Here is a 19,508-nt window from a genome sequence, read left to right as displayed (position 1 = left end):
GCCTGTCTATCCATTAGGCAGGCTTGTTTTTTCTTGCATTTATTTGTCAAATAGGTGCTGATAGCTTTCATATCCCTCTTCTTTGAGCTTATCCTTAGGAATAAACCGCAGCGCCGCAGAATTAATGCAGTAACGAAGTCCGCTAGGTCCAGGTCCGTCATTAAATACATGTCCCAGATGGGAATCAGCTGTTCGGCTTCTGACTTCTGTCCGAATCATTCCGTGGCTCGTATCCTGTTTTTCTTCCACTTCTTCTTCCTCAATCGGCTTTGTAAAGCTTGGCCAGCCGCAGTGGGAATCAAATTTATCCTTGGAAGTAAACAAAGGCTTTCCTGACACAATGTCAACATAAAGCCCTTCTTCTTTATGATCCCAATACTCATTTTGAAACGGCGGCTCCGTTCCGTTATTTTGTGTGACCTCGTATTGCATACGGTTTAATGACTTTATTCTTTCTTCTTTATTTAGCGTCATTTATTTCGCCCCCCCCCCAATGCTCACTGATAAATCCAGATCTTCCGGAGCCTGTCCGGTAACGCTGATAATGCCCTGGATTCTTTTTATAAAAATGCTGATGGTAATCTTCTGCTTCATAGAATGGTTCAGCCTTTAAAATATCTGTCACGATAGGATCTTTAAAAATGCCGCTTTCCGCCAGCCGCTGTTTTGATGCTTCGGCAAGCTCCTTTTGTTTTTCATTATGATAAAAAATCGCTGCACGGTAAGAGCTGCCGCGATCAGCGAACTGGCCGCCTGCATCTGTCGGATCAATTTGCTGCCAGAACAGCTCTAACAGCTTTTCATAAGGGAATACATCAGGCTCAAACGTGATTTGTACGGCTTCACGATGCCCTGTTGTTTCGCTGCATACTTCTTCATACGTAGGGTTTTCAGTATGGCCGCCTGTATACCCGGACACCACTTTTTCAATTCCCGGCTGTTCGTCAAATGGTTTGACCATACACCAAAAACAGCCGCCTGCAAATGTGGCGAGTTCTTTTTTTTCAGACATACTGGTGCCTCCTTTGTTAATACGTGGTATTATTATATTATAGCATGTAAAAATAGAATGAAAATGATTCTGCTTTTCAATAAAAATCTATAGGTTTTGAGTATTAGCAATTATGTAATGGGGGTTCACAAATTTGAAAGTAAGAACACAAATGATGTATGATATGGAAACTTTACTCCGTAAAGTTTTTAAACAAATACGCAATGAAATCAACGATATTCTAGATAAAGAGCTTTCGCGGAATGAATTTACCATTTTGCGCATTCTAAGTGAACAGGGACCTAAGAAAGTGACGGAATTTGCGCCCATTTTGGAAGTATCAGCAAGCCATATTACCGCAGTGACTGACGCGCTGGTAGAAAAAGAATGGATCACGAGAATCAGATCGAAGGAAGATCGGCGGATCATCCGCATCCATATCACTGAAGCAGGTGAAAAAATCGTTCAGCATTTCAATGAGAAAAAAACTGAATATTTCTTTAAACGCTTTGATTGTTATACGGATACTGAACTCGCCACATTAATCGAGCTTTTCAGCAAACTTGATAAAAAACGGTAAAAAAAGCACATACCCATTTAGGGTATGTGCTTTTCGCAGCGTCTTTCTTATCTTTCAGTAAACAATTTCATCGTTTTCCAGCGGCCGTATCTGTAGTACAAAAACGCCGCACAGCTGCTGAATAAGAAACTCATACCGATTCCGAGACCGATCCCTTTCTGTCCAAGCCAAGCTGAAAACAGAGCCGTGAAAGGATATCTCAAAACCCAAAAAGAAATCAAATTTAAAACCAAAACCTGCATCATTGCCCCAGCAGCTCTGACAATTCCGTTCAGCACAAAATTAATACCGATAAAGGGATAGAAAAACGCAATCCACCGCAAATATTGTTCACCAAACGCTACCGCGTCAGGCTCACTAATAAATAACCTCATTAAATATTTTCCGAATATCCAAATGATAATAGCAATTACGAGCATGCAAGAAAAAACAGACATCACACCAAGCTTCGCAATCGATTCCACTCTTTTATAGTTTCCGAGTCCGATATTTTGTCCCGCCATGCTGTTGACCGCCGTACCGGCCGCCATAGCCGGAAGTGTGATGATGCTGTCCAGCCGCTGCACTGCGCCAAATCCAGAGACCACATGCTCTCCATAAGAGTTGACGACGCTCATGATCGCCATCATTCCGCCTGTAATCACCATCATCTGCAGACCGGCAGGAATACCAAGTTTTAGAATCAATGCAGTCTCTTCCCACTTAGGTGCTCTTGGCATAGAAAACGGAACCAGCTGATGTTTGATGACATAAAACAAACCGTAAAGAAACGCAATGCCCTGTGACAAAACAGTTGAATAAGCCGCTCCCGCAATCCCCATGCGGAAAACAGAAATAAAGAGCGGTGCCAGCACAGCATTCAGCACAACGGCAAAAGCGATGAACCGCAGCGGTGTTTTGCTGTCGCCTAGCGCCCGAAGAACCGTACTGATAAAGTTATAACCAAACAAAAACAGTATGCCGATAAATTGAATCTGCAAATAGATCTCGGCAAGCGGAATCATGGACTCCGGCGTTTGCAGAAGACGCAGCAATGGTTCTGACAGGAAAAAACCGGCTGCGCCGAACCCGATGCTTAAGCCTGTTAATAAAACGACAAAGGCATTTATATACGACGCCATTCCTTTCTCATCATCTTTTCCCTTTTGCTGAGACAAAATGGTTAAGGTCGCATTATTAAGTCCCAAAATAAAAGAAAGCACGGTTAAAACTATCGTGCTTGATACCGCGGCCGCGCCAAGCGCTTTTGCCCCCAGCAAATTGCCGATCCATAAACTGTCTATGAATTGAAAAGAAACCTGCAGAGCATTTCCCAGCATAATAGGCATCGAAAACAGGATAAGCTGCCTCAGCACGTTTCCCTTCGTAAAATCGTATGCTTTCATTTCTTCTCCTTGTTCTCTTATATTTTCGTCCAGCCGCATGAAAAAAGAGACGGTGCAGCATGTCTCTTTTTTTCATGATTTATCGGTTTTTTTTCGGTCTTTCATGCCAAATGTAAACACCATCACACTCAAAAACAATGCGCAGTACGAAATGTTCAAGTACATTTGATCCATATCCTCAGCCGACAGATGATGATAAGCCAGCCAGCCGAAGTAAAGGGAAAACGTAAATGATAACAAACTGAAATACTGGTAAATCCGCTTCATTTCAGTCACCTCTATTGTTTAGGATGGTAATAGGAAAACTCAATTTCATCTTTTTCTAAATTAATTTTATCTGCTTTGACATACATACCGTTCGTTAATGGCATTTCAGACAAACGAACCTCAATGCTTTTATCGCCGGGATGAACATGCACAAAGGATGGAAGTTCATAGAAGCTGTCCATATAATTTAACACAAAGCTAATAGGAATACTCAATTTCCCTAAGGAAAATTTCGTTACATTCAGCTCGACATCGCCATTCTTTTTCACGGTCGGCTCAAATGCGATAAACGCGTCAATTGACGTGGAAAATGCTTTGATTTTCCCTGCCACATGGACATCGTCATCTATATCCACTTTGTAATCAAGCTGATTTGACGCTTTCTCGTTTAAATATGAGTTGACAAACGCAGCTAAGGATTCTTTTGTGCTTGTCACTTGAAATCCGTACTCGCTTTTAGAGGTATCCTCTACCTCCGCTTGCTTGCCCGGCAGCATGACCAGCGTCACAAATCCTACTGCTAATACAATATTGATGGCAAGCAATATAAAAAACAGTCGTTTCCAGTTATTCATGATTTCACCCTACTCTTTCGGTAATCCTTCTTTTTCAATTGCTTGATAGACCCGCTTCGCTATTAAGGAATAACCCGTTCCATTAGGATGAAAATCATCTTCCTCAGAAATTCGTTTACTGTCACTTTTTTGATTGAACAAGTCTTCTATATTAATGATTTTTGCATGTTTATCTTTTTTCAGCTCTTTTTTAGCAATGTTGTTCCACGCAGTGACTACCCCGTTTATTTCCTGTAATTCAGATAAAGTAAATGTAAACGGATTATACATGCTGACATAAATCAGCTCTGCGTGATTATTCAGCGCGCGGATTTCTGAAATGATTTTTTTAAAACGCTTTTCGTACGGCTTTTCCTCTTCCTGAAACGGTTCGACGGTTAATTGCAGGAAGTTTTGACGAAGGACCTTCATCAGATCATTACCGCCAATTGTTAAAAAGACATAATCTGCATCTTTTATGCCTTTTTGAACGTTTTTATCTTTTAGTTTCTCTAACAAATCCTCCGAACGATTCCCTTTGACGGCATAATTTTTAACGTCAACCTTTTTGACTTGCTCATTTGACCGGATAGAATCCGCCACCTTGCCGACATATCCCTTGCCCTCAGGATCTCCGACACCTTCTGTAAGCGAATCTCCGACAGCGGCAATGACAATGTGTTCCTTCGTTTTCAGTTCATGGGCTTTTTGTTTTCCCTCAGATGCTGTACGTATGCTCGTACATGCAGTAAGAAGCAAAATCAAACTGGCCATGAGTGCAAAAATGCGCAGTTTCAATCTTGTTGCTCCTCCCCATTCTACTAGTGGAAAGTGTATCATGTTTTAGGAGATTTGAAAATGCCTTGTCTTCGAGATTACTTGAGTTTACTAGCCGCTTTCACATCAGCGATGATGTCATCGTATGGTGTATTTTCTACTCCATTGTAATCTTTCAGCACTTTACCGTCAGGGCCTACTAAATAAAAAGAGGATTGGTGAATGACCTGGTCCTGGCCTTCAGGTTTCTTCACGATCGCTTTAAAGCTATCAAACGCAAACGTCTCGATGTCACTTTGACTGTATCCCGTTAGAAAATCCCAGTTATCAAAAGATAAAGGATAATTTGCCGCGAATTTTTTCAGCTGCTTCGGGTTATCATTCTCAGGATCAACACTAAAGGATACGATACGCACATCTATATTCTCAGCCTTTAATTTCTTTTGAAGATCTGTCATATGAGCCGTCATCGGCGGACACACGGTCTCACAATTGGTAAAAATAAAGTCTGCGAGCCAAACCTTTCCTTTTAAACTGTCTAAAGAAACATTTTTGCCATCTTGGTTTTTAAAAGTAAAAGACTCCACTTGGTAATTAAGCGGATCCTTAATCTGATGTCCTCCACAGGCACACAAAAGCAGAAAAATCAGCCCCACCGCCAACCCTTTGATCATCTTCATGCCGTTCACCCTTTCCAGCTTAAAGCGCTTACTAAATGCCGCTCTCACCTTCTTACATCCTTTGTTTAATTCTATACGCGCAAAAAAAATTCCTGCATGCCCCTTCGTCCGCCTTCGAGCGGCATAGCAAAGGGGACACACAGGAATAAACGGCGTATCACGCGTTGTGTTTTAACACCTCTTGATGAAAAACAGCCTGATAATCAGTCCATTTCATCCGGCGCTTCATATATTGTCGGAAAGAATACACTTTTGCCCTGCTTTTTGATGAAAATACTTCTTTTAAGTAGATCTGCAAATGCTGATTTAACATAAAGAAATAATGTTCATCTTCCTTTAACACAGGTATTTCTGTCACTTTCACCTGAATCCCGTCGCTGCGTTTGAACTCTAGGCTTTTGAGTAACAAGCTATCAATCCTCATTTTTTGATTGTTTTCTTCTATTATATACAATGCCGGCCGGGCTGTCTGTCATTTTGCGCGGTTGTGCCGAAAAAATCAGATCAGCAGATGGAATAAATCTTGATCCTTATTTACCTCTAAATAATGAAACGCTTTTTTATTCATCCGTTCAATCAGCGGCCCATAGTCAGCTTTGTTTTGAAGCTCAATGCCGACCAGGGCCGGTCCGTTGCTTTTATTGTTTTTCTTCGTATACTCAAATCGCGTAATGTCATCATTCGGCCCAAGAACTTCATCAAGAAATTCACGGAGTGCCCCAGCTCTTTGCGGAAAATTGACGATAAAATAATGCTGAAGGCCTTCGAAAATCATAGACCGCTCCTTCATTTCCTGCATTCTTCCGATATCGTTATTGCCGCCGCTGACAACACATACTACGTTTTTCCCTTTAATTTCTTCCTTATATAAATCCAGTGCCGCGACAGAAAGAGCACCCGCCGGTTCAGCGACAATCGCACATTGATTATATAGTTCAAGAATGGCTGTGCATACCTTCCCTTCTGGCACGAGAAGTATGTCATCAACAACGGTTTCTAGCGCTTGAAAGGTTTCATCGCCGATTTTTTTTACAGCCGCTCCGTCCACAAATTTATCAATTTTATCTAACGTGACGACATGTCCAGCTTTGTTGGATTCAAAATAAGACGCAGCGCCCGCCGGTTCAACCGCAATTACTTTGGTTTCAGGAGACACGTTTTTCATATACGTGCCGACCCCTGCAAGAAGCCCGCCTCCCCCGACACTTGCAAATAGAAAATGCGGTTCTGTATCAATATCGTTTAAAATTTCAACCGCCAGAGTTCCCTGGCCGGCCATTACATCCGGATCATCAAACGGATGGATAAAGGTGCGGTGTTCCTGCTCACAGCATTCAACTGCGTTTTTATACGCATCATCAAAAGTATCACCTGTCAAAATAATATCGATAAACCCTTTTCCGAACAGTTCAACTTGTGACACTTTTTGTCTTGGTGTTGTGGAAGGCATGAAAATCTTCCCGTGAACACCCAAGTGTTTACACGAAAACGCTACACCTTGCGCGTGGTTTCCGGCACTTGCGCACACGACTCCGTTTTTAGTCTGCTCGTCAGAGAGCTGCTTCATTTTGTTATAAGCCCCTCTGAGTTTAAAAGATCTGACTACCTGCAAGTCTTCTCGTTTCAAATAAATATTGCATTCGTATCTCTCAGAAAGTCTGTCATTCCTTTGCAGCGGTGTGTGAGTCACAACGTCCTTCACGTTTTGATGAGCCTTTAAAATGTCTTTCACTTGGATGAGAGAGTTTTCTTTAAGCAACGGTTTCATGTACAGATTCCTTTCTTGTTTTAAATCCCTATTTAATATGCCATTATAACACGAATATTCAAATAATAAGACAATTATTTTTATTTAGTAAATAAAAAAATGGATCGTATTCTAAGTTCCCCCACCCGTGATAACATCTGCGTGACCTGTATCCAGCAGCCTAAGAAAAAAGTTTCTTAAAGATAAAAGATGTTTTCATCTGAAAGGCATGCTATAATAGAACCAATTAGAACCAAAAGGAGCCAATAAATGATTACCGCACCTCGACCTTGCACTTTTCATAATCTAATTGGAGAGCATCAACTATTTCTCGAAACAAAACGAGTCGCCATGCAGTTCGCCCTATCAGAGCTTCCTGTCCTGATCACAGGAAAGGTCGGAACAGGCAAGGATCATTTTGCACAAGCCATACACCAAGGCTCTTCAAGAAACGGCGAACCATTGATCAGTATCAATTGCAGCACCCATTCAGAAGAAAGCCTTGCATACGAGCTTTTTGGCGCTGATGATGCCTTGGGTGCGTTTCAAAAAGCCGCCCAAGGTACACTTTTTCTTAATGACGTATGGAGTATGCCGGTTTCTGTACAAGCTAAGCTTCTAGAAGCACTTGACTCAGATGGGGAAAAACCGAGAATCATCTGTGCTTCTGCAATCCCGATAACAGAAGTTGCTGAAAATACATTCAGGCAGGACTTATTTTACAGGCTGAACATTTTAACGCTCACATTGCCGGTGCTGTCCGAGCGAAAAAGCGATATCCCCCTTTTGACCCAGTATTTCCTTTCGGAATCGGGGCAGCAATTGTTAATTGATCCCTCAGTCTTTCCGCTGCTTGAACAGCATCCCTTTGATGGGAATGTAAGAGAATTGAAAAACGCTGCAGATTATATGGCGGCCGTATCAAGCGGAGGAACCATTCATCCGTATGACGTGCCGCCGTATATACGGGACGGGCTAAATGAAAAAACGACGAAGAAAAAAGCGAAGCTTCTGACTTTAATGGAAAAAGCCGAGTTTCTGTTTATTTTGGAAACCATAAAAGTGTTAAATGAAAAAGGCGAACCGGCAAGCAGACGGATCATCTCTGAAAGCAGCAAAAACAGCCAAATCTCTTTAACGCCGCAGCAGGTCAGAAGCCGTCTCGATTATTTGGAGAAGAAAGAGTATGTGACAAAAAGCCGCGGACGTGCGGGCACGAAAATCACTTTAGAAGGGCTGAATTTTTTAGAAACGCTGCAAAAACAAATGATGTAGCAGCTAAAGAGAGGAGAATGTACGTGTATACAATAAAAGAAGAGATCGCCAACGCCATTACCCACGGCATCGGTGTGTTCTTATCCATACCAGCATTAGTGTTTCTCATCATATTTGCGGCTAATTACGGGTCCGCATGGGATATCGTCAGTTTTACCATATTTGGTGTTTCCATGCTGCTGCTTTATTTGAGCTCCACCCTGCTTCACAGCATTCAGCACAAAAAGACGAAAGATATTTTGGAGATTATTGACCATAGCGCTATTTACGTGTTGATCGCCGGAACCTATACCCCTTTTCTGCTTGGGCCGTTAAAAGGCACACTCGGCTTCACCCTGCTGATCATCGTTTGGGCGCTTGCCCTTGGCGGAATCGTATTCAAAATTTTCTTCGTAAAACGGTTTATCATTTTATCTACCTTGATGTATTTATTAATGGGATGGCTAATGATTATCGCGGTTAAGCCTTTATATGCTTCACTGACAGGAGCTGGATTCAGCCTTCTTTTGCTTGGCGGTCTGTTGTATTCAGCCGGAACGATCTTTTATATTTGGAGAAAGATCCCCTTCCATCATGCCATTTGGCACAGCTTTGTTTTAGGCGGGAGTGCGGCGATGTTTTTCTGCGTGCTGTTCTATTGTGTGAAAGTGCCGTTTTTATCCTAATGAAAAAGCGCAGTCTCAGTGACTGCGCTTTTTTAGGCCCGTAATTGCTTCTCACTTGCCGGTATATAAGCCTTAGAAAATGACACTTCTATATCTGCTGGCTTTAAGCGTTTAAAAAGCGATCCCTTCAGCAGTTCATCGGTTCCTTTCGTTTCCACCATTACAACCGGAAGGCGGCAGCGGGCTGCAAGTTCCAATGGATTGATACAGCCATCTAAAGAAAGAATCATGCTTTGGCCTTTTTCTAATTGGGTCAAAATATCTTCATATACCATTTCTGAACTGCTCTCTCGAATGACATTCATCCGTTCAAGCCATTGTCCGATAATCGGTAAACGAAACACTTTGGGATTTGCGATAAATCCGGCTGGTTCTTCAATATACCCGGCAATCAAAGCAATTTCAGGCAATCCTAAACGAGAATGCACATACAAAACAGGACCGCTCGGTATCGGCTCTGGCTGATGAATGGTGATGACAGATCCTGAAATGCCGATACAGCCTTCCAAAAACGCCTTTGGCTGCTCGTAAACGAGCGTCATCTGTTTTTTGTATGACAGACGCGGATCCAGCATTCTTTGATTAAACAATTGTTTTATATTTTTTAACAGCATATACACAATGTAAATCACTAGACAGCTGTAGCGAATCAATTAAAATCCTCCCGCTTCAGATGATACATTCTTTTTTTCATACACTGAAAATTCATAGTCATACGGATTTTTTTCGTCCTTAGTCCCTTGCTCAGAAGAAACAAGTTTCCATTTGCTCTCATCAAATTCAGGAAAGTAGCGGTCTCCATCAAACTGGTGATGAATTTTTGTCATATACAGCCTGTCCGCATAAGGGAACAGCGCCGTGTAAAGCTGTGCGCCTCCGATCACGAAGCATTCCTCAGTATCTGAGGCAATCTGGAGCACATCCTCTATTGAACTGACGACGGTACAACCGGGAAATTCTGAATCGTGTGCAGATGTCACAACAATATTTTTCCGATTCGGAAGCGGACGTCCAATTGATTCATATGTTTTTCGCCCCATGATGATTGAATGTCCTGAGGTTATTTTTTTAAAGTATGCAAGGTCATTCGGCAAATGCCACGGCAAATCATTGTCCTTCCCGATAAGCCGGTTGGCATCCATCGCGAAAATGAATGAAATCATACGCTGACCGCTCCTTTAATATGCGGATGCGGATTGTAATCTTCAATGATAAAGTCATCAAACGTAAAGCCGAAAATCGAATCAACCTCTCTGGCAAAACGAAGCTTCGGCAGCGGGCGGACATCTCTAGTCAGCTGCAAGTTAACCTGTTCAATGTGATTTTGATAAATATGAACATCGCCGAATGTATGAATAAACTCGCCCGGCTCAAGCCCTGTTACATGCGCGATCATCATCGTAAGCAGCGCATAAGAAGCTATATTAAACGGCACACCGAGGAAAACATCGGCTGAGCGCTGATAAAGCTGGCAGGACAGCTTGCCGTCAGATACATAAAATTGGAACAGGCAGTGGCACGGAGGCAAGGCCATTTTATCGATTTCACCAACATTCCATGCACTGACGATTAAGCGTCTTGAGTTCGGATTTGTTTTAATATCTTCCACAAGACGTGAAATTTGATCAATGGTTTCTCCGTCAGCTCCCCGCCACGAACGCCATTGCGAACCATATACAGGTCCGAGTTCGCCGTTTTCATCGGCCCACTCATTCCAAATACGCACTCCGTTTTCCTGCAGATAGCGTACATTGGTATCACCCTTTAAAAACCAAAGCAGCTCGTGCGCAATTGATTTAAAGTGAAGTTTTTTTGTGGTCAGCATCGGGAAGCCTTCCTGTAAATTAAATCTCATTTGATAGCCGAAGGTGCTGATTGTTCCGGTTCCTGTACGGTCGCCCTTTTTTTCACCATGATCTAAAACATGTCGGCATAATTCTTTATACTGTTTCATTTTATTCATCCTTTAAAAGTAGTCTTATAGTAGTGTAACACAATAAAAAATCATTTCTGAACCCAGAAATGATTTTTTTTATAAGTCAGCTGACAACAGGCTTTTCGTCCTGTTCTTTTTCTTCATCTTGCAGATCCTGATGCGTATGGGCAATTCTGCTCGCTGCTGCGGCTGCAAGTGCTGCCACAATATCATCCAAAAACGTATGGATGCCGTCAGGACTTTCATCGAGCTCCTTAATAATTCCGATCTTCTCTTTATCCAAATAACCAAAGTTGGTCAAGCCGATCGAACCGTACACATTAACGATTGAAAGAGGGATAATTTCATCTATGCCGTACAGCGGTTCATCTGTTTCAACAAGATGCTGCAGCGGTTCAGGAAGCAGTTTCTGCTCTGCAAGCTGATCAAGCGCCAGCCCAGTTAAAACAGCATGGATAATTTCACGCTTGTTAAGTACTTTTTCTACATTCTCCATACATACACTAAGCGGGAGATTTGGATTGTATTTTTCCTGAAGTTTTTGAACAATACGCGCAATATCTTCTATCATAACGCCCCGTTTGTTCAGCATATCTTTTGTTATATCGACCATTTCATTCATTGTGTACTTTTTCATATCTAATGGCATCTCCTTTAGGCACTCATCCAGTTGGGAGGTGTGTTGCGGTCCCAATAAATGCTCCCAAGCTCATGGTGTGATTGAAATCCATCTTCTGCTGTATGATAATGAAAATTAAACCAGTAGCCCTCATGCGGAGGGTGGTCTCTGCGCACATGAAACCTGAGGAGGTCTTCTCCGGTTGACCGATTAAAAACGTGAAAGATTTTCTCCGTTTTCCCCGCTGAAGGCTTGCTTGAAATCACAACATCTTGATACGCTTCGTCATCTTGTAATGTCGCTAAAAAGTCACATATGACGTTTTCGATTTTCGGCAGAATCTCTTTCCGATAGTCATCCTCAATGACCGGAGCAATTTTGCTGCCAAATTTCAAAAAGGACTGATTTTCAGCGCTGTCAAGGAGCTGTTCCTTGTACGATTGAAAAAGTAATTCGGGGTCTCGCCTGTCTTCCGATTCATAATCATCGTACAAATCATGCTCATCATAAAAAGCGGTGTAATCATTCTGCTCAAGACTGCTCGGCTGTCCTGAAGGCTTGTCTGCCATGAGAGCAGCCGGAGGAGATACGAGCCCGAACGTTACGATGGTAAATAAAACCACAAGGGTCTTTCTCATCCACAATTTCATGACTGCTTATTCCTCTCTATTTTATTGTCATGTTTCTCTTATTTTATCATAGGTCGAACTTACAAGTCATGTACTATATGAAGCTCTAAGTCAATTTAGGAGATTTGTTGCTTTGCCGCGTGTATAAAAACGCTTACAATATAATATGAAAGGAGGCCTTCCGCATGATTGACGCCTTGTTTGCAACGGTTTCACTTTTAACATTATTATACTTTGTCGTCATGGAAGTCACCGATTAGAAACAAGCCCGTGAGGTTCTTCACGGGCTTGTTTCGCTTGCGATTTGAATAACACCGTAGTGAAAAAGCGCTGTTTTTCTTTTCAATACGTTAAAACCAAATTGGTCAAAGCGCGGGCTTTTCCAATGGTCTTTGAGTACAACGCTTTTTCTGGCTGCCCGCACCGCTTCTTTGATGCAGCCGTCAGCCAATGCAGAATCCTCAGCCAGCTCTCGTAATGGCGCGATGCCATCAGACGACTCTACAGGCTCATGAAACATCGGATCAAAATAAATGACATCTACTGATTTGTCAGGCAGCTGCTTTAGGTAGTCAAAGCAATCCGCATGATTCACTTGTATTCTTCTCATGGCAGCTTGAAGCTGTTCTATACCGGTTTCCCATGAATGGAGCCCCGTATTCACCAGAACGGACACAAGCTTGTTTTTTTCCAGCCCGATCACCGACCCGGTTTCGCCAACGGCCATACTTGCGATAATAGCGTCGGAAGCCAGACCGAGCGTGCAATCCAAAAAAGAATCTCCGTCCGTTAAGCCGGCTGCCCGAAGCATCGGCTCTTGCTCGCCGCGCATAAACCGTTTAGCTCTGAACATCGCTGTATTCGGATGAAAAAAGAATTTACCGCCTTGTTTTGTATAAAGTTCGAACCGCTCTTTTCCAATCACGAGCAAATCACGCTCAGCTGACTTCAGCATATTTTCAACCGTTTGTTTATTTCGGTCGCAATATCGTATACCCAGCTCTTCCGAAAGCATTTTTGCGATCTTTATCGTGTGGTCAGACGGTCTATAGCTTGTTGTAATCATGATCTATACTCCCAAAGAAAATGCCCGGAAAACGGGCATTTAGCAGTGTGCATCAAAGGCGTCAGTTAAGTTTTTCATGATTTCTTCCATTTCGTGCCCTTCAATCTCATGACGCGGAATAAAATGCACGACTTCTTTGCCTTTCAAAAGAGCCATTGACGGTGAAGAAGGCTCCTGGCCTGTAAAATACTCCCGCATTTTTGCAGTGGCTTCTTTATCTTGGCCCGCAAATACTGTCACCGTATTGTCAGGTGTTTTGTCGTTCTGCAGGACTGCCTGAGTTGCCGCAGGACGCGCAAGACCAGCTGCACAGCCGCAAACAGAGTTAACGACTACGAGAGTTGTGCCCTCTGCCTTTTCCATAAAATTCTCCACTTCTTCTGCCGTTGTTAATTCTTCAAAACCGGCACCAGTCAGCTCGCGGCGCATCGGAACGACAAGCTGGCGCATATATTCTTCATAAGCCATTGACATAAAAAAAAGCCCCCTCTATTATCCTTCATCTGAAGTAAAGGATACTATAGAGAGAGCCGGATTTCAAATGTTCATGTCTTAAAACAATAGAATGTGATCCTTATGTCTAGATTTTCATGATACCGCCCGTATTGGCACTTGTCACAAGTTTAGAATAACGGGCTAAATAGCCGGTTTTCACTTTTGGCTCAAAGCCTTTCCAATTTGCTTTCCGTTTTTCCCATTCTTCTTCAGGCACTTGAACGTCCAGGATGCGTTTTTCAATATCAACGATGATATGATCGCCGTTTTCAACAAAGGCAAGCGGTCCGCCTTCTGCTGCCTCTGGTGATACGTGTCCGATTGAAAGGCCTCGGGATGCTCCGGAAAAACGTCCGTCTGTAATCAACGCTACTTTCGGACCAAGCCCCATTCCGACAATCTGTGATGTAGGTGCAAGCATTTCAGGCATACCCGGCCCGCCCTTTGGCCCTTCGTAACGAATGATGACGACATCGCCTTCTTTTACTTTCCGGTTGATAATGCCGTCTAGCGCCTCATCCTGAGAGTCGAATACGACAGCGGGCCCTTCGTGTCTCGTAATTCCGTTCTGTACGCCGCCGGTTTTGATGATAGCGCCGTCCGGAGCCAGATTTCCGAATAATACGGCAAGGCCGCCCTTTTCAGTGAATGGCTGATCTAACGGATGAATCACGTTATAATCCTTCACTTCATGTCCGGCAATGGTTTCTCCAAGCGTCTCACCTGTAACTGTCAGCGCGTCCAAATGAAGTGCTCCTTCTTTTTTGGAAAGCTCATTCAATGCTGCAGACACACCGCCCGCTTCATGAAGATCTTCAATAAATACATCAGATGCAGGCGCCAGCTTAGCCAAATGCGGCACGCGCTCTGCGACTTCATTGATGCGTTCTAAAGAGTATTCAACGCCAGCTTCATTTGCAAGGGCAAGCGTATGAAGTACAGTATTTGTTGAACCGCCGAGCGCCATATCAAGCGCAAACGCGTTATCAATCGCTTTTACTGTAACGATATCTCTCGGTTTGATGTCTTTGCGAATGGTTTCCATTAATTGCGCAGCTGATTTTCTGACAAACTCTTTTCGTTCCGGTGATGTCGCGAGAATGGTTCCATTACCAGGCAAAGCCAATCCAAGCGCCTCTGACAGACAGTTCATTGAGTTTGCTGTAAACATTCCCGAGCAAGATCCGCATGTCGGGCAGCCGAACTGTTCTAATTCTTGAAGTTCGCTTTCGCCGATTTTTCCAGCTTGATAAGCACCGACTCCCTCAAATACTGAAGAAAGAGAGATTTTGCGGCCGTCGCTTGTTCTTCCTGCCGCCATCGGCCCTCCGCTGACAAAAATGGTCGGAATGTTGATGCGCATAGCCGCCATAAGCATTCCCGGCGTGATTTTATCACAGTTCGGAATACAGACCATTCCGTCAAACCAGTGCGCTGATACGACAGTTTCCACTGAGTCCGCGATGATCTCACGGCTCGGGAGCGAATATCTCATTCCGATATGCCCCATCGCAATTCCGTCATCTACACCGATTGTATTAAATTCAAACGGTACGCCTCCGGCTTCTCTGATTGCTTCTTTTACGATTTTTCCAAACTCCTGCAAGTGAACATGACCGGGAACGATATCAATATATGAGTTACAAACCGCAATAAACGGTTTACCAAAATCCTCTTCTTTTACACCTGCTGCGCGGAGCAAACTGCGGTGCGGTGCTCTATCGATTCCTTGTGTGATCATGTTACTGCGTAATTCTGCCATGGTGATCCTCCTAAATAGTCTCAATTGTTAGATTGAATTTTATTTTAACAATTTTCAGTTTATTTGCGGGCCGTTTTAGCTAAATCGCATGATTTCAGGCCGCCCTTTCCTCTGTTGTTTGATTCATGTTTTTATATTTATATAGCTTTCTGTCGATGTGAACCCTCCAACTATTAATATTGTTACTTACTATATATAGTTTTTGATTATTTTTCAACAATATTCGAAATAATTTTTATAAAAAGTGAATTCAAACAAAAAAGGTGCATGATCTGCACCTTCATCTTCTTTTTTATTCGCCTTTTTTTCTGCTCTCTGTCATTTGCTTCCAGACTGAACCTTTTGCCTCTTCCCCATGTTCGATTCGTTCCAGCGCCATTTTCACTTGAAGGCTGACTTCGAATTCCGGATCATCTTCAGCAGCCCGCAAAGCTTCTATTGCACTTTCATCACCGACTTCGTAAAGGAACATAGCGGCGCGCCAGCGGACCAGCTTGCTTGAGTCGCTTAACGATTTTATCATCGCAGGGATGGCTTGAGGATCGCCGATATCAGACAGGCAGTCTCCAGCCGTTCTTCTCACCGATACAGACTTATCCTCAAGCGCCTTATACAATAGAGGAAGAACATCAGGTGATTCAATCATTCCCAAATACACAACAGCCTGTCTTCTAATGGACACCTTCGGATCATCCAATGCTTTTTGCAAAACGGGGATGTCCTCTTCTTTTGGATTCATCTGCTCCAAGTGTGCGTATCGCCGCTTCCAGTCCTCATCATCCAGCATGTCAAGCGTTACTTTATAGGCTTTGCGCTGTGCTGTTTGTTTCGTTTCGCCTTTACCTTGGATCGCTGCTTCCGTTAGCCGTTTCAGCCTTTCATCACTGTAAGCGGCCTGAAGCTCTTCTGTCACGTCATGGCCGATTTCAGTAAAATCGCCGAATCTGACGCCTTGTTCTTTCCAAGCTCGTTCAAACACAACATTTGACGCTTCAGATCTGAGTTTTAAGATCGCCTGCTGAAAACGGTCAGGAAGCCCGAACCGCTCTTCACGCTCACCATCTGTTAATTTGACTTGCATAGGAATTCCGCTGAACATCTGTACAAACACTTTCACTTCTCCAAATGACTCCTGATCCGAGCGGTTTTCTGCACTCTCAGCGCTCTCCATTCCAAATGCCGTCCGGACTTGCGGTAAAATGTCTTTCCAGTCATATCTGGCGTTCCGTTCAACCGCAAGAAAGTCGGCAACGTGATATACCCCTTTAACTCCTTCAATATTTAGGATTTCCACGACAACAGGCGGGGCGCCTTCTGCCTGATCCGGTTTATAATTATTGCTTTTGCCCGCCGGAAGCTCTTCCGTTAAGATGACCTTCATTGTATTCGGGCTTGGCGTCGGTTCAATTGATTTTATCTTCATGATTGTCCTCCTATAGCCTATCTGTGACTTATTCTAACATAGTCGCCCCGCGCCTTCTATTACGATGTTTCAATATCAATTCCGGGAATTTCTTTTTCTAATTGACTGACAAAATGAAGCATAAATTTATGCCTCTCGTCAGCCATTTCTCTTGCGGTATCTGTATTCATCATATCTTTTAGGAGCAGCAGCTTGCTGAAAAAGTGGGTATAGGCACTCTTATCATTTCCATAAAGGCTATGTCCCTTTGCTCCCGCAAACATAAACGTCCGTGCTATACCAACTGCGCCGATCGCATCCAGCCTGTCAGCATCCTGTACGATTTTCCCCTCAAGTGAAAGCGGTTCTTTTCCGAGCTTTTCCCTGTCCCGAAAGGACATTCTAGTAATAATGTGAATAATTCTTTCAGCCTCATCTTTTCCGGCTCCTAAAGAAACCAGCCGTTCGTCCACCTCACTGACTGAAAGCCTGATTGCGTCAGGCAGCTTCACATCAATCAAATCATGAACCAAGGCTGCCGCTTCAACGACGAACAAATCCGCATTTTCCTTTTTTCCAATATATAAAGCAAGCTCTGCAACTCTTGACACATGAAGCCAATCATGACCCGTGCTTTCCCCGCTCAGAACAGATTTGACCCATGTCCTGATTTGCTCTGTCTGCATCAGTTTTCGATCCCGCACCAAAACACCCTCTTTATTGTCCTAATAACTTCGCAATAACGTCTTCCAGTTCTTTCGGATTTGTGTTTGGTGAATAGCGTCCGGCTATTTCTCCGTTTCTGCCCACTACAAATTTAGTGAAATTCCATTTGATTGCCTTTGTTCCAAGCATGCCTCTCGCATTGTCTGTCAAATACGCAAAAAGCGGGTGGGCATTTTTTCCGTTCACCTCGACTTTTGAAAACATGGGAAACGTCACACCGTAATTTATTTCGCAAAATTCCTGTATGCCTTCCTCGTCGTCAGGCTCCTGATTCATAAATTGATTGCAGGGAAACCCTAAAATCTCCAGGCCCTCCGGCTGGTATGTATCATACAACTCCTGAAGCTGCTTAAATTGAGGAGTAAAACCGCATTTACTGGCTGTGTTAACAATCAACAACACCTTTCCGGCAAATGGCTGAAGTGTCATGTCTTTGCCTGTAATGGTGCGGACCCTCATATTGTATATAGACATTGAAATTCCCTCCTAATGAACCTGAGTGCTGTGATTATTTTACCTTTTTTCCTGTTTCAAAACAAAACGGAAGCTCTAGGTTTATCAATTGTACAGACATCGTGTTCAACGGATGTTCTTCCCTCATCGGATCATTTGTTTATGAACAGAAACATCTCTTGAGAAGGAGCTATTATTCTATATATTGCATGACACCTGGAAAACTCATTACAGTGAAACCAAAAGTCATATGTTTGCGTTTATTATATAGTATTTTCTGCTGTTCCCCTTCAAACCCTTATAGATAGATTGAAAATTGGCGGGAAAATTCCTATAATGAAGAAAATTAACGGGGAAATGATGGAGGTGGCACGTTGCCTATTAATATACCTACACACCTGCCGGCAAAACAGGTGCTTGAGAGTGAACATATCTTTGTAATGGATGAAAGCAGAGCATTTCATCAGGATATCCGGCCGCAGAAAATTATTATTTTAAATTTAATGCCGAAAAAAATCCAAACGGAAACTCAGCTGCTCAGACTGCTTGGGAATTCGCCTTTGCAGGTTCATTTTACATTTTTAATCCCAAGCACTCATACACCGAAAAATACAGCAAGGGAACACCTTGATGAGTTTTATACGACATTCTCCAATATCCGTCATAAGAAATTTGACGGCATGATCATCACCGGTGCGCCGATCGAGCATTTGGCGTTTGAAGATGTTTCTTATTGGGAAGAGCTCAAAGAGATTATGGAATGGAGCAAAACGAATGTCACGTCAACCTTGCATATTTGCTGGGGTGCTCAGGCAGGTTTGTATTATCATTACGGCGTGGAAAAAACTGAAATGCCGAAAAAAATCTTTGGTGTGTTTGAACATACTGTTCTTTCCAAGCACGAAAGATTGATAAGAGGTTTTGACGAGCTATACTACGTGCCGCATTCCCGGCATACAGATATAAATATGGAACAACTGCAAGCAGTGCCCGAGTTAAACATTCTTACTGCATCAAAGGAAGCTGGGGTTTGCTTAATTGTGTCAAAAGACGAAAAACAAGTCTTTTTAACAGGACACCCTGAATATGATACAAATACGTTGCTTCAAGAGTATGAAAGAGATCTGGAACGAAACCTTTCGACTGTCGAGGCGCCGAAACATTATTTCGCAGAAGACAGCAAAGAACCTGTCAATCGCTGGAAAGCACATGCGACATTATTGTTTATGAACTGGCTTAATTATTATGTTTACCAAGAAACTCCTTATGAATGGGACTAATTTTTCTTTTTAAAGTGATACGCTGAGCAAAAAATATGATAAAATACATCTGATTCAGTATGCGTATAACAAAAATTTAAAATACTGGAATCCGAATCTTTTAAAATTAGTTTAATTTTTTCACTGCATTAATAATTCGATTATGTATTTGTGTTATGTTTATGTATAGACAATAACTCCTTACGATGCATGAAGCTTGCTTGTTGTTGATTACATTGA

The 19,508-nt window shown here is 42.8% G+C and carries 24 protein-coding genes; 4 read left to right on the top strand and 20 right to left on the bottom strand.

The features are described 5' to 3' along the window. Positions 1 to 39: 39 nt before the first annotated feature. Together msrB and msrA are read right to left on the bottom strand one after the other, a co-directional pair. A complete protein-coding gene (msrB, locus tag KXD37_RS04650; protein ID WP_024121776.1) occupies positions 40 to 474 on the bottom strand; it encodes a peptide-methionine (R)-S-oxide reductase MsrB in 435 nt (144 codons plus the stop codon). Next, a complete protein-coding gene (gene msrA / locus KXD37_RS04645; RefSeq protein ID WP_106019995.1) occupies positions 461 to 1,012 on the bottom strand; it encodes a peptide-methionine (S)-S-oxide reductase MsrA in 552 nt (183 codons plus the stop codon). Before msrA ends, msrB begins: the two co-directional genes overlap by 14 nt. Before the next feature lie 133 nt (positions 1,013 to 1,145). On the opposite strand from msrA, the gene KXD37_RS04640 reads away from it, so the two are divergent. Continuing rightward, on the top strand, positions 1,146 to 1,571 hold the full coding sequence (locus tag KXD37_RS04640) for a MarR family transcriptional regulator (RefSeq protein ID WP_024121778.1): 426 nt from the start codon (positions 1,146 to 1,148) through the stop codon (positions 1,569 to 1,571). Positions 1,572 to 1,618: 47 nt separating this feature from the next. On the opposite strand, the gene KXD37_RS04635 is transcribed toward KXD37_RS04640, so the two are convergent. The 7 genes from KXD37_RS04635 to ilvA form a co-directional block, all read right to left on the bottom strand. Then, a complete protein-coding gene (locus KXD37_RS04635; protein ID WP_095713154.1) occupies positions 1,619 to 2,956 on the bottom strand; it encodes an MATE family efflux transporter in 1,338 nt (445 codons plus the stop codon). A 72-nt stretch (positions 2,957 to 3,028) separates the two neighbouring features. After that, positions 3,029 to 3,223 (bottom strand): protein YpmT, encoded by a 195-nt coding sequence (gene ypmT, locus KXD37_RS04630; RefSeq protein WP_188323068.1) that lies wholly within the window; start codon positions 3,221 to 3,223, stop codon positions 3,029 to 3,031. 11 nt (positions 3,224 to 3,234) lie between these two features. Continuing rightward, positions 3,235 to 3,798 (bottom strand): YpmS family protein, encoded by a 564-nt coding sequence (locus tag KXD37_RS04625; RefSeq protein WP_069487337.1) that lies wholly within the window; start codon positions 3,796 to 3,798, stop codon positions 3,235 to 3,237. 9 nt (positions 3,799 to 3,807) lie between these two features. Continuing rightward, positions 3,808 to 4,575 carry an SGNH/GDSL hydrolase family protein gene (locus KXD37_RS04620; protein WP_188323069.1) on the bottom strand — a complete coding sequence of 256 codons (768 nt, stop codon included), beginning with the start codon at positions 4,573 to 4,575 and terminating at the stop codon, positions 3,808 to 3,810. 77 nt (positions 4,576 to 4,652) lie between these two features. Beyond that, entirely contained in the window at positions 4,653 to 5,234 is a 582-nt protein-coding gene (locus KXD37_RS04615) for an SCO family protein (protein WP_188323810.1), read from the bottom strand. Positions 5,235 to 5,391: 157 nt separating this feature from the next. Further along, positions 5,392 to 5,643, bottom strand: a complete 252-nt coding sequence (locus KXD37_RS04610; RefSeq protein ID WP_024121785.1) for a DUF2535 family protein — start codon at positions 5,641 to 5,643, stop codon at positions 5,392 to 5,394. Positions 5,644 to 5,733: 90 nt separating this feature from the next. After that, the gene (gene ilvA / locus KXD37_RS04605; RefSeq protein WP_095713134.1) at positions 5,734 to 7,002 is read right to left on the bottom strand and encodes a threonine ammonia-lyase IlvA; all 1,269 of its coding nucleotides are present in this window, start codon (positions 7,000 to 7,002) and stop codon (positions 5,734 to 5,736) included. A gap of 249 nt (positions 7,003 to 7,251) precedes the next feature. Between ilvA and KXD37_RS04600 the strand changes: the two genes are divergently transcribed. Together KXD37_RS04600 and trhA are read left to right on the top strand one after the other, a co-directional pair. Further along, positions 7,252 to 8,256, top strand: a complete 1,005-nt coding sequence (locus KXD37_RS04600) for a sigma 54-interacting transcriptional regulator (RefSeq protein ID WP_188323070.1) — start codon at positions 7,252 to 7,254, stop codon at positions 8,254 to 8,256. A 23-nt stretch (positions 8,257 to 8,279) separates the two neighbouring features. Next, positions 8,280 to 8,921 (top strand): PAQR family membrane homeostasis protein TrhA, encoded by a 642-nt coding sequence (gene trhA / locus KXD37_RS04595; protein WP_044155470.1) that lies wholly within the window; start codon positions 8,280 to 8,282, stop codon positions 8,919 to 8,921. 32 nt (positions 8,922 to 8,953) lie between these two features. Here trhA and KXD37_RS04590 read toward each other — a convergent pair whose 3' ends face one another. The 11 genes from KXD37_RS04590 to KXD37_RS04540 form a co-directional block, all read right to left on the bottom strand. Then, complete coding sequence (locus KXD37_RS04590; protein WP_188323071.1) at positions 8,954 to 9,574, bottom strand: lysophospholipid acyltransferase family protein; 621 nt, start codon at positions 9,572 to 9,574, stop codon at positions 8,954 to 8,956. Continuing rightward, positions 9,575 to 10,084 carry a dihydrofolate reductase DfrA gene (gene dfrA / locus KXD37_RS04585; protein WP_188323072.1) on the bottom strand — a complete coding sequence of 170 codons (510 nt, stop codon included), beginning with the start codon at positions 10,082 to 10,084 and terminating at the stop codon, positions 9,575 to 9,577. Further along, entirely contained in the window at positions 10,081 to 10,875 is a 795-nt protein-coding gene (locus tag KXD37_RS04580) for a thymidylate synthase (RefSeq protein ID WP_010334650.1), read from the bottom strand. Before KXD37_RS04580 ends, dfrA begins: the two co-directional genes overlap by 4 nt. Before the next feature lie 85 nt (positions 10,876 to 10,960). After that, positions 10,961 to 11,494 (bottom strand): phosphatidylglycerophosphatase A, encoded by a 534-nt coding sequence (locus KXD37_RS04575; protein ID WP_003230797.1) that lies wholly within the window; start codon positions 11,492 to 11,494, stop codon positions 10,961 to 10,963. Positions 11,495 to 11,511: 17 nt separating this feature from the next. Beyond that, complete coding sequence (locus tag KXD37_RS04570) at positions 11,512 to 12,126, bottom strand: YpjP family protein (protein ID WP_106019999.1); 615 nt, start codon at positions 12,124 to 12,126, stop codon at positions 11,512 to 11,514. A 259-nt stretch (positions 12,127 to 12,385) separates the two neighbouring features. Continuing rightward, positions 12,386 to 13,171, bottom strand: a complete 786-nt coding sequence (locus KXD37_RS04565) for a class I SAM-dependent methyltransferase (RefSeq protein ID WP_106020000.1) — start codon at positions 13,169 to 13,171, stop codon at positions 12,386 to 12,388. Positions 13,172 to 13,210: 39 nt separating this feature from the next. Beyond that, a complete protein-coding gene (gene brxA / locus KXD37_RS04560) occupies positions 13,211 to 13,645 on the bottom strand; it encodes a bacilliredoxin BrxA (protein WP_024121794.1) in 435 nt (144 codons plus the stop codon). A gap of 106 nt (positions 13,646 to 13,751) precedes the next feature. Further along, a complete protein-coding gene (gene ilvD / locus KXD37_RS04555; protein WP_024121795.1) occupies positions 13,752 to 15,428 on the bottom strand; it encodes a dihydroxy-acid dehydratase in 1,677 nt (558 codons plus the stop codon). Between the two features lie 292 nt (positions 15,429 to 15,720). Then, positions 15,721 to 16,851 (bottom strand): conserved virulence factor C family protein, encoded by a 1,131-nt coding sequence (locus KXD37_RS04550; protein WP_188323074.1) that lies wholly within the window; start codon positions 16,849 to 16,851, stop codon positions 15,721 to 15,723. A gap of 59 nt (positions 16,852 to 16,910) precedes the next feature. Continuing rightward, positions 16,911 to 17,516 (bottom strand): HD domain-containing protein, encoded by a 606-nt coding sequence (locus tag KXD37_RS04545; RefSeq protein ID WP_049809937.1) that lies wholly within the window; start codon positions 17,514 to 17,516, stop codon positions 16,911 to 16,913. Between the two features lie 31 nt (positions 17,517 to 17,547). Further along, positions 17,548 to 18,030 carry a glutathione peroxidase gene (locus KXD37_RS04540; protein WP_106020001.1) on the bottom strand — a complete coding sequence of 161 codons (483 nt, stop codon included), beginning with the start codon at positions 18,028 to 18,030 and terminating at the stop codon, positions 17,548 to 17,550. Positions 18,031 to 18,383: 353 nt separating this feature from the next. Here KXD37_RS04540 and metA point away from each other — a divergent pair, with 353 nt between their 5' ends. Then, complete coding sequence (metA, locus tag KXD37_RS04535; RefSeq protein WP_263463259.1) at positions 18,384 to 19,289, top strand: homoserine O-acetyltransferase MetA; 906 nt, start codon at positions 18,384 to 18,386, stop codon at positions 19,287 to 19,289. The last annotated feature ends 219 nt before the right edge of the window (positions 19,290 to 19,508 follow it).

The sequence above is a fragment of the Bacillus sp. XT-2 genome (genome assembly GCF_025696525.1).
In the GTDB taxonomy this organism is placed as follows: domain Bacteria; phylum Bacillota; class Bacilli; order Bacillales; family Bacillaceae; genus Bacillus; species Bacillus halotolerans.
This window is presented reverse-complemented; position numbering and strand designations above follow the sequence as displayed.

What these genes read in the sequence shown, in the direction of transcription:
- msrB (WP_024121776.1), bottom strand. Translation starts at nt 474, where the DNA reads ATGACGCTAAATAAAGAAGAAAGAATAAAGTCATTAAACCGTATGCAA.
- msrA (WP_106019995.1), bottom strand. Translation starts at nt 1,012, where the DNA reads ATGTCTGAAAAAAAAGAACTCGCCACATTTGCAGGCGGCTGTTTTTGG.
- KXD37_RS04635 (WP_095713154.1), bottom strand. Translation starts at nt 2,956, where the DNA reads ATGAAAGCATACGATTTTACGAAGGGAAACGTGCTGAGGCAGCTTATC.
- ypmT (WP_188323068.1), bottom strand. Translation starts at nt 3,223, where the DNA reads ATGAAGCGGATTTACCAGTATTTCAGTTTGTTATCATTTACGTTTTCC.
- KXD37_RS04625 (WP_069487337.1), bottom strand. Translation starts at nt 3,798, where the DNA reads ATGAATAACTGGAAACGACTGTTTTTTATATTGCTTGCCATCAATATT.
- KXD37_RS04615 (WP_188323810.1), bottom strand. Translation starts at nt 5,234, where the DNA reads ATGAAGATGATCAAAGGGTTGGCGGTGGGGCTGATTTTTCTGCTTTTG.
- ilvA (WP_095713134.1), bottom strand. Translation starts at nt 7,002, where the DNA reads ATGAAACCGTTGCTTAAAGAAAACTCTCTCATCCAAGTGAAAGACATT.
- KXD37_RS04600 (WP_188323070.1), top strand. Translation starts at nt 7,252, where the DNA reads ATGATTACCGCACCTCGACCTTGCACTTTTCATAATCTAATTGGAGAG.
- dfrA (WP_188323072.1), bottom strand. Translation starts at nt 10,084, where the DNA reads ATGATTTCATTCATTTTCGCGATGGATGCCAACCGGCTTATCGGGAAG.
- KXD37_RS04580 (WP_010334650.1), bottom strand. Translation starts at nt 10,875, where the DNA reads ATGAAACAGTATAAAGAATTATGCCGACATGTTTTAGATCATGGTGAA.
- KXD37_RS04575 (WP_003230797.1), bottom strand. Translation starts at nt 11,494, where the DNA reads ATGAAAAAGTACACAATGAATGAAATGGTCGATATAACAAAAGATATG.
- KXD37_RS04570 (WP_106019999.1), bottom strand. Translation starts at nt 12,126, where the DNA reads ATGAAATTGTGGATGAGAAAGACCCTTGTGGTTTTATTTACCATCGTA.
- KXD37_RS04565 (WP_106020000.1), bottom strand. Translation starts at nt 13,171, where the DNA reads ATGATTACAACAAGCTATAGACCGTCTGACCACACGATAAAGATCGCA.
- brxA (WP_024121794.1), bottom strand. Translation starts at nt 13,645, where the DNA reads ATGTCAATGGCTTATGAAGAATATATGCGCCAGCTTGTCGTTCCGATG.
- ilvD (WP_024121795.1), bottom strand. Translation starts at nt 15,428, where the DNA reads ATGGCAGAATTACGCAGTAACATGATCACACAAGGAATCGATAGAGCA.
- KXD37_RS04550 (WP_188323074.1), bottom strand. Translation starts at nt 16,851, where the DNA reads ATGAAGATAAAATCAATTGAACCGACGCCAAGCCCGAATACAATGAAG.
- KXD37_RS04545 (WP_049809937.1), bottom strand. Translation starts at nt 17,516, where the DNA reads ATGCAGACAGAGCAAATCAGGACATGGGTCAAATCTGTTCTGAGCGGG.
- KXD37_RS04540 (WP_106020001.1), bottom strand. Translation starts at nt 18,030, where the DNA reads ATGTCTATATACAATATGAGGGTCCGCACCATTACAGGCAAAGACATG.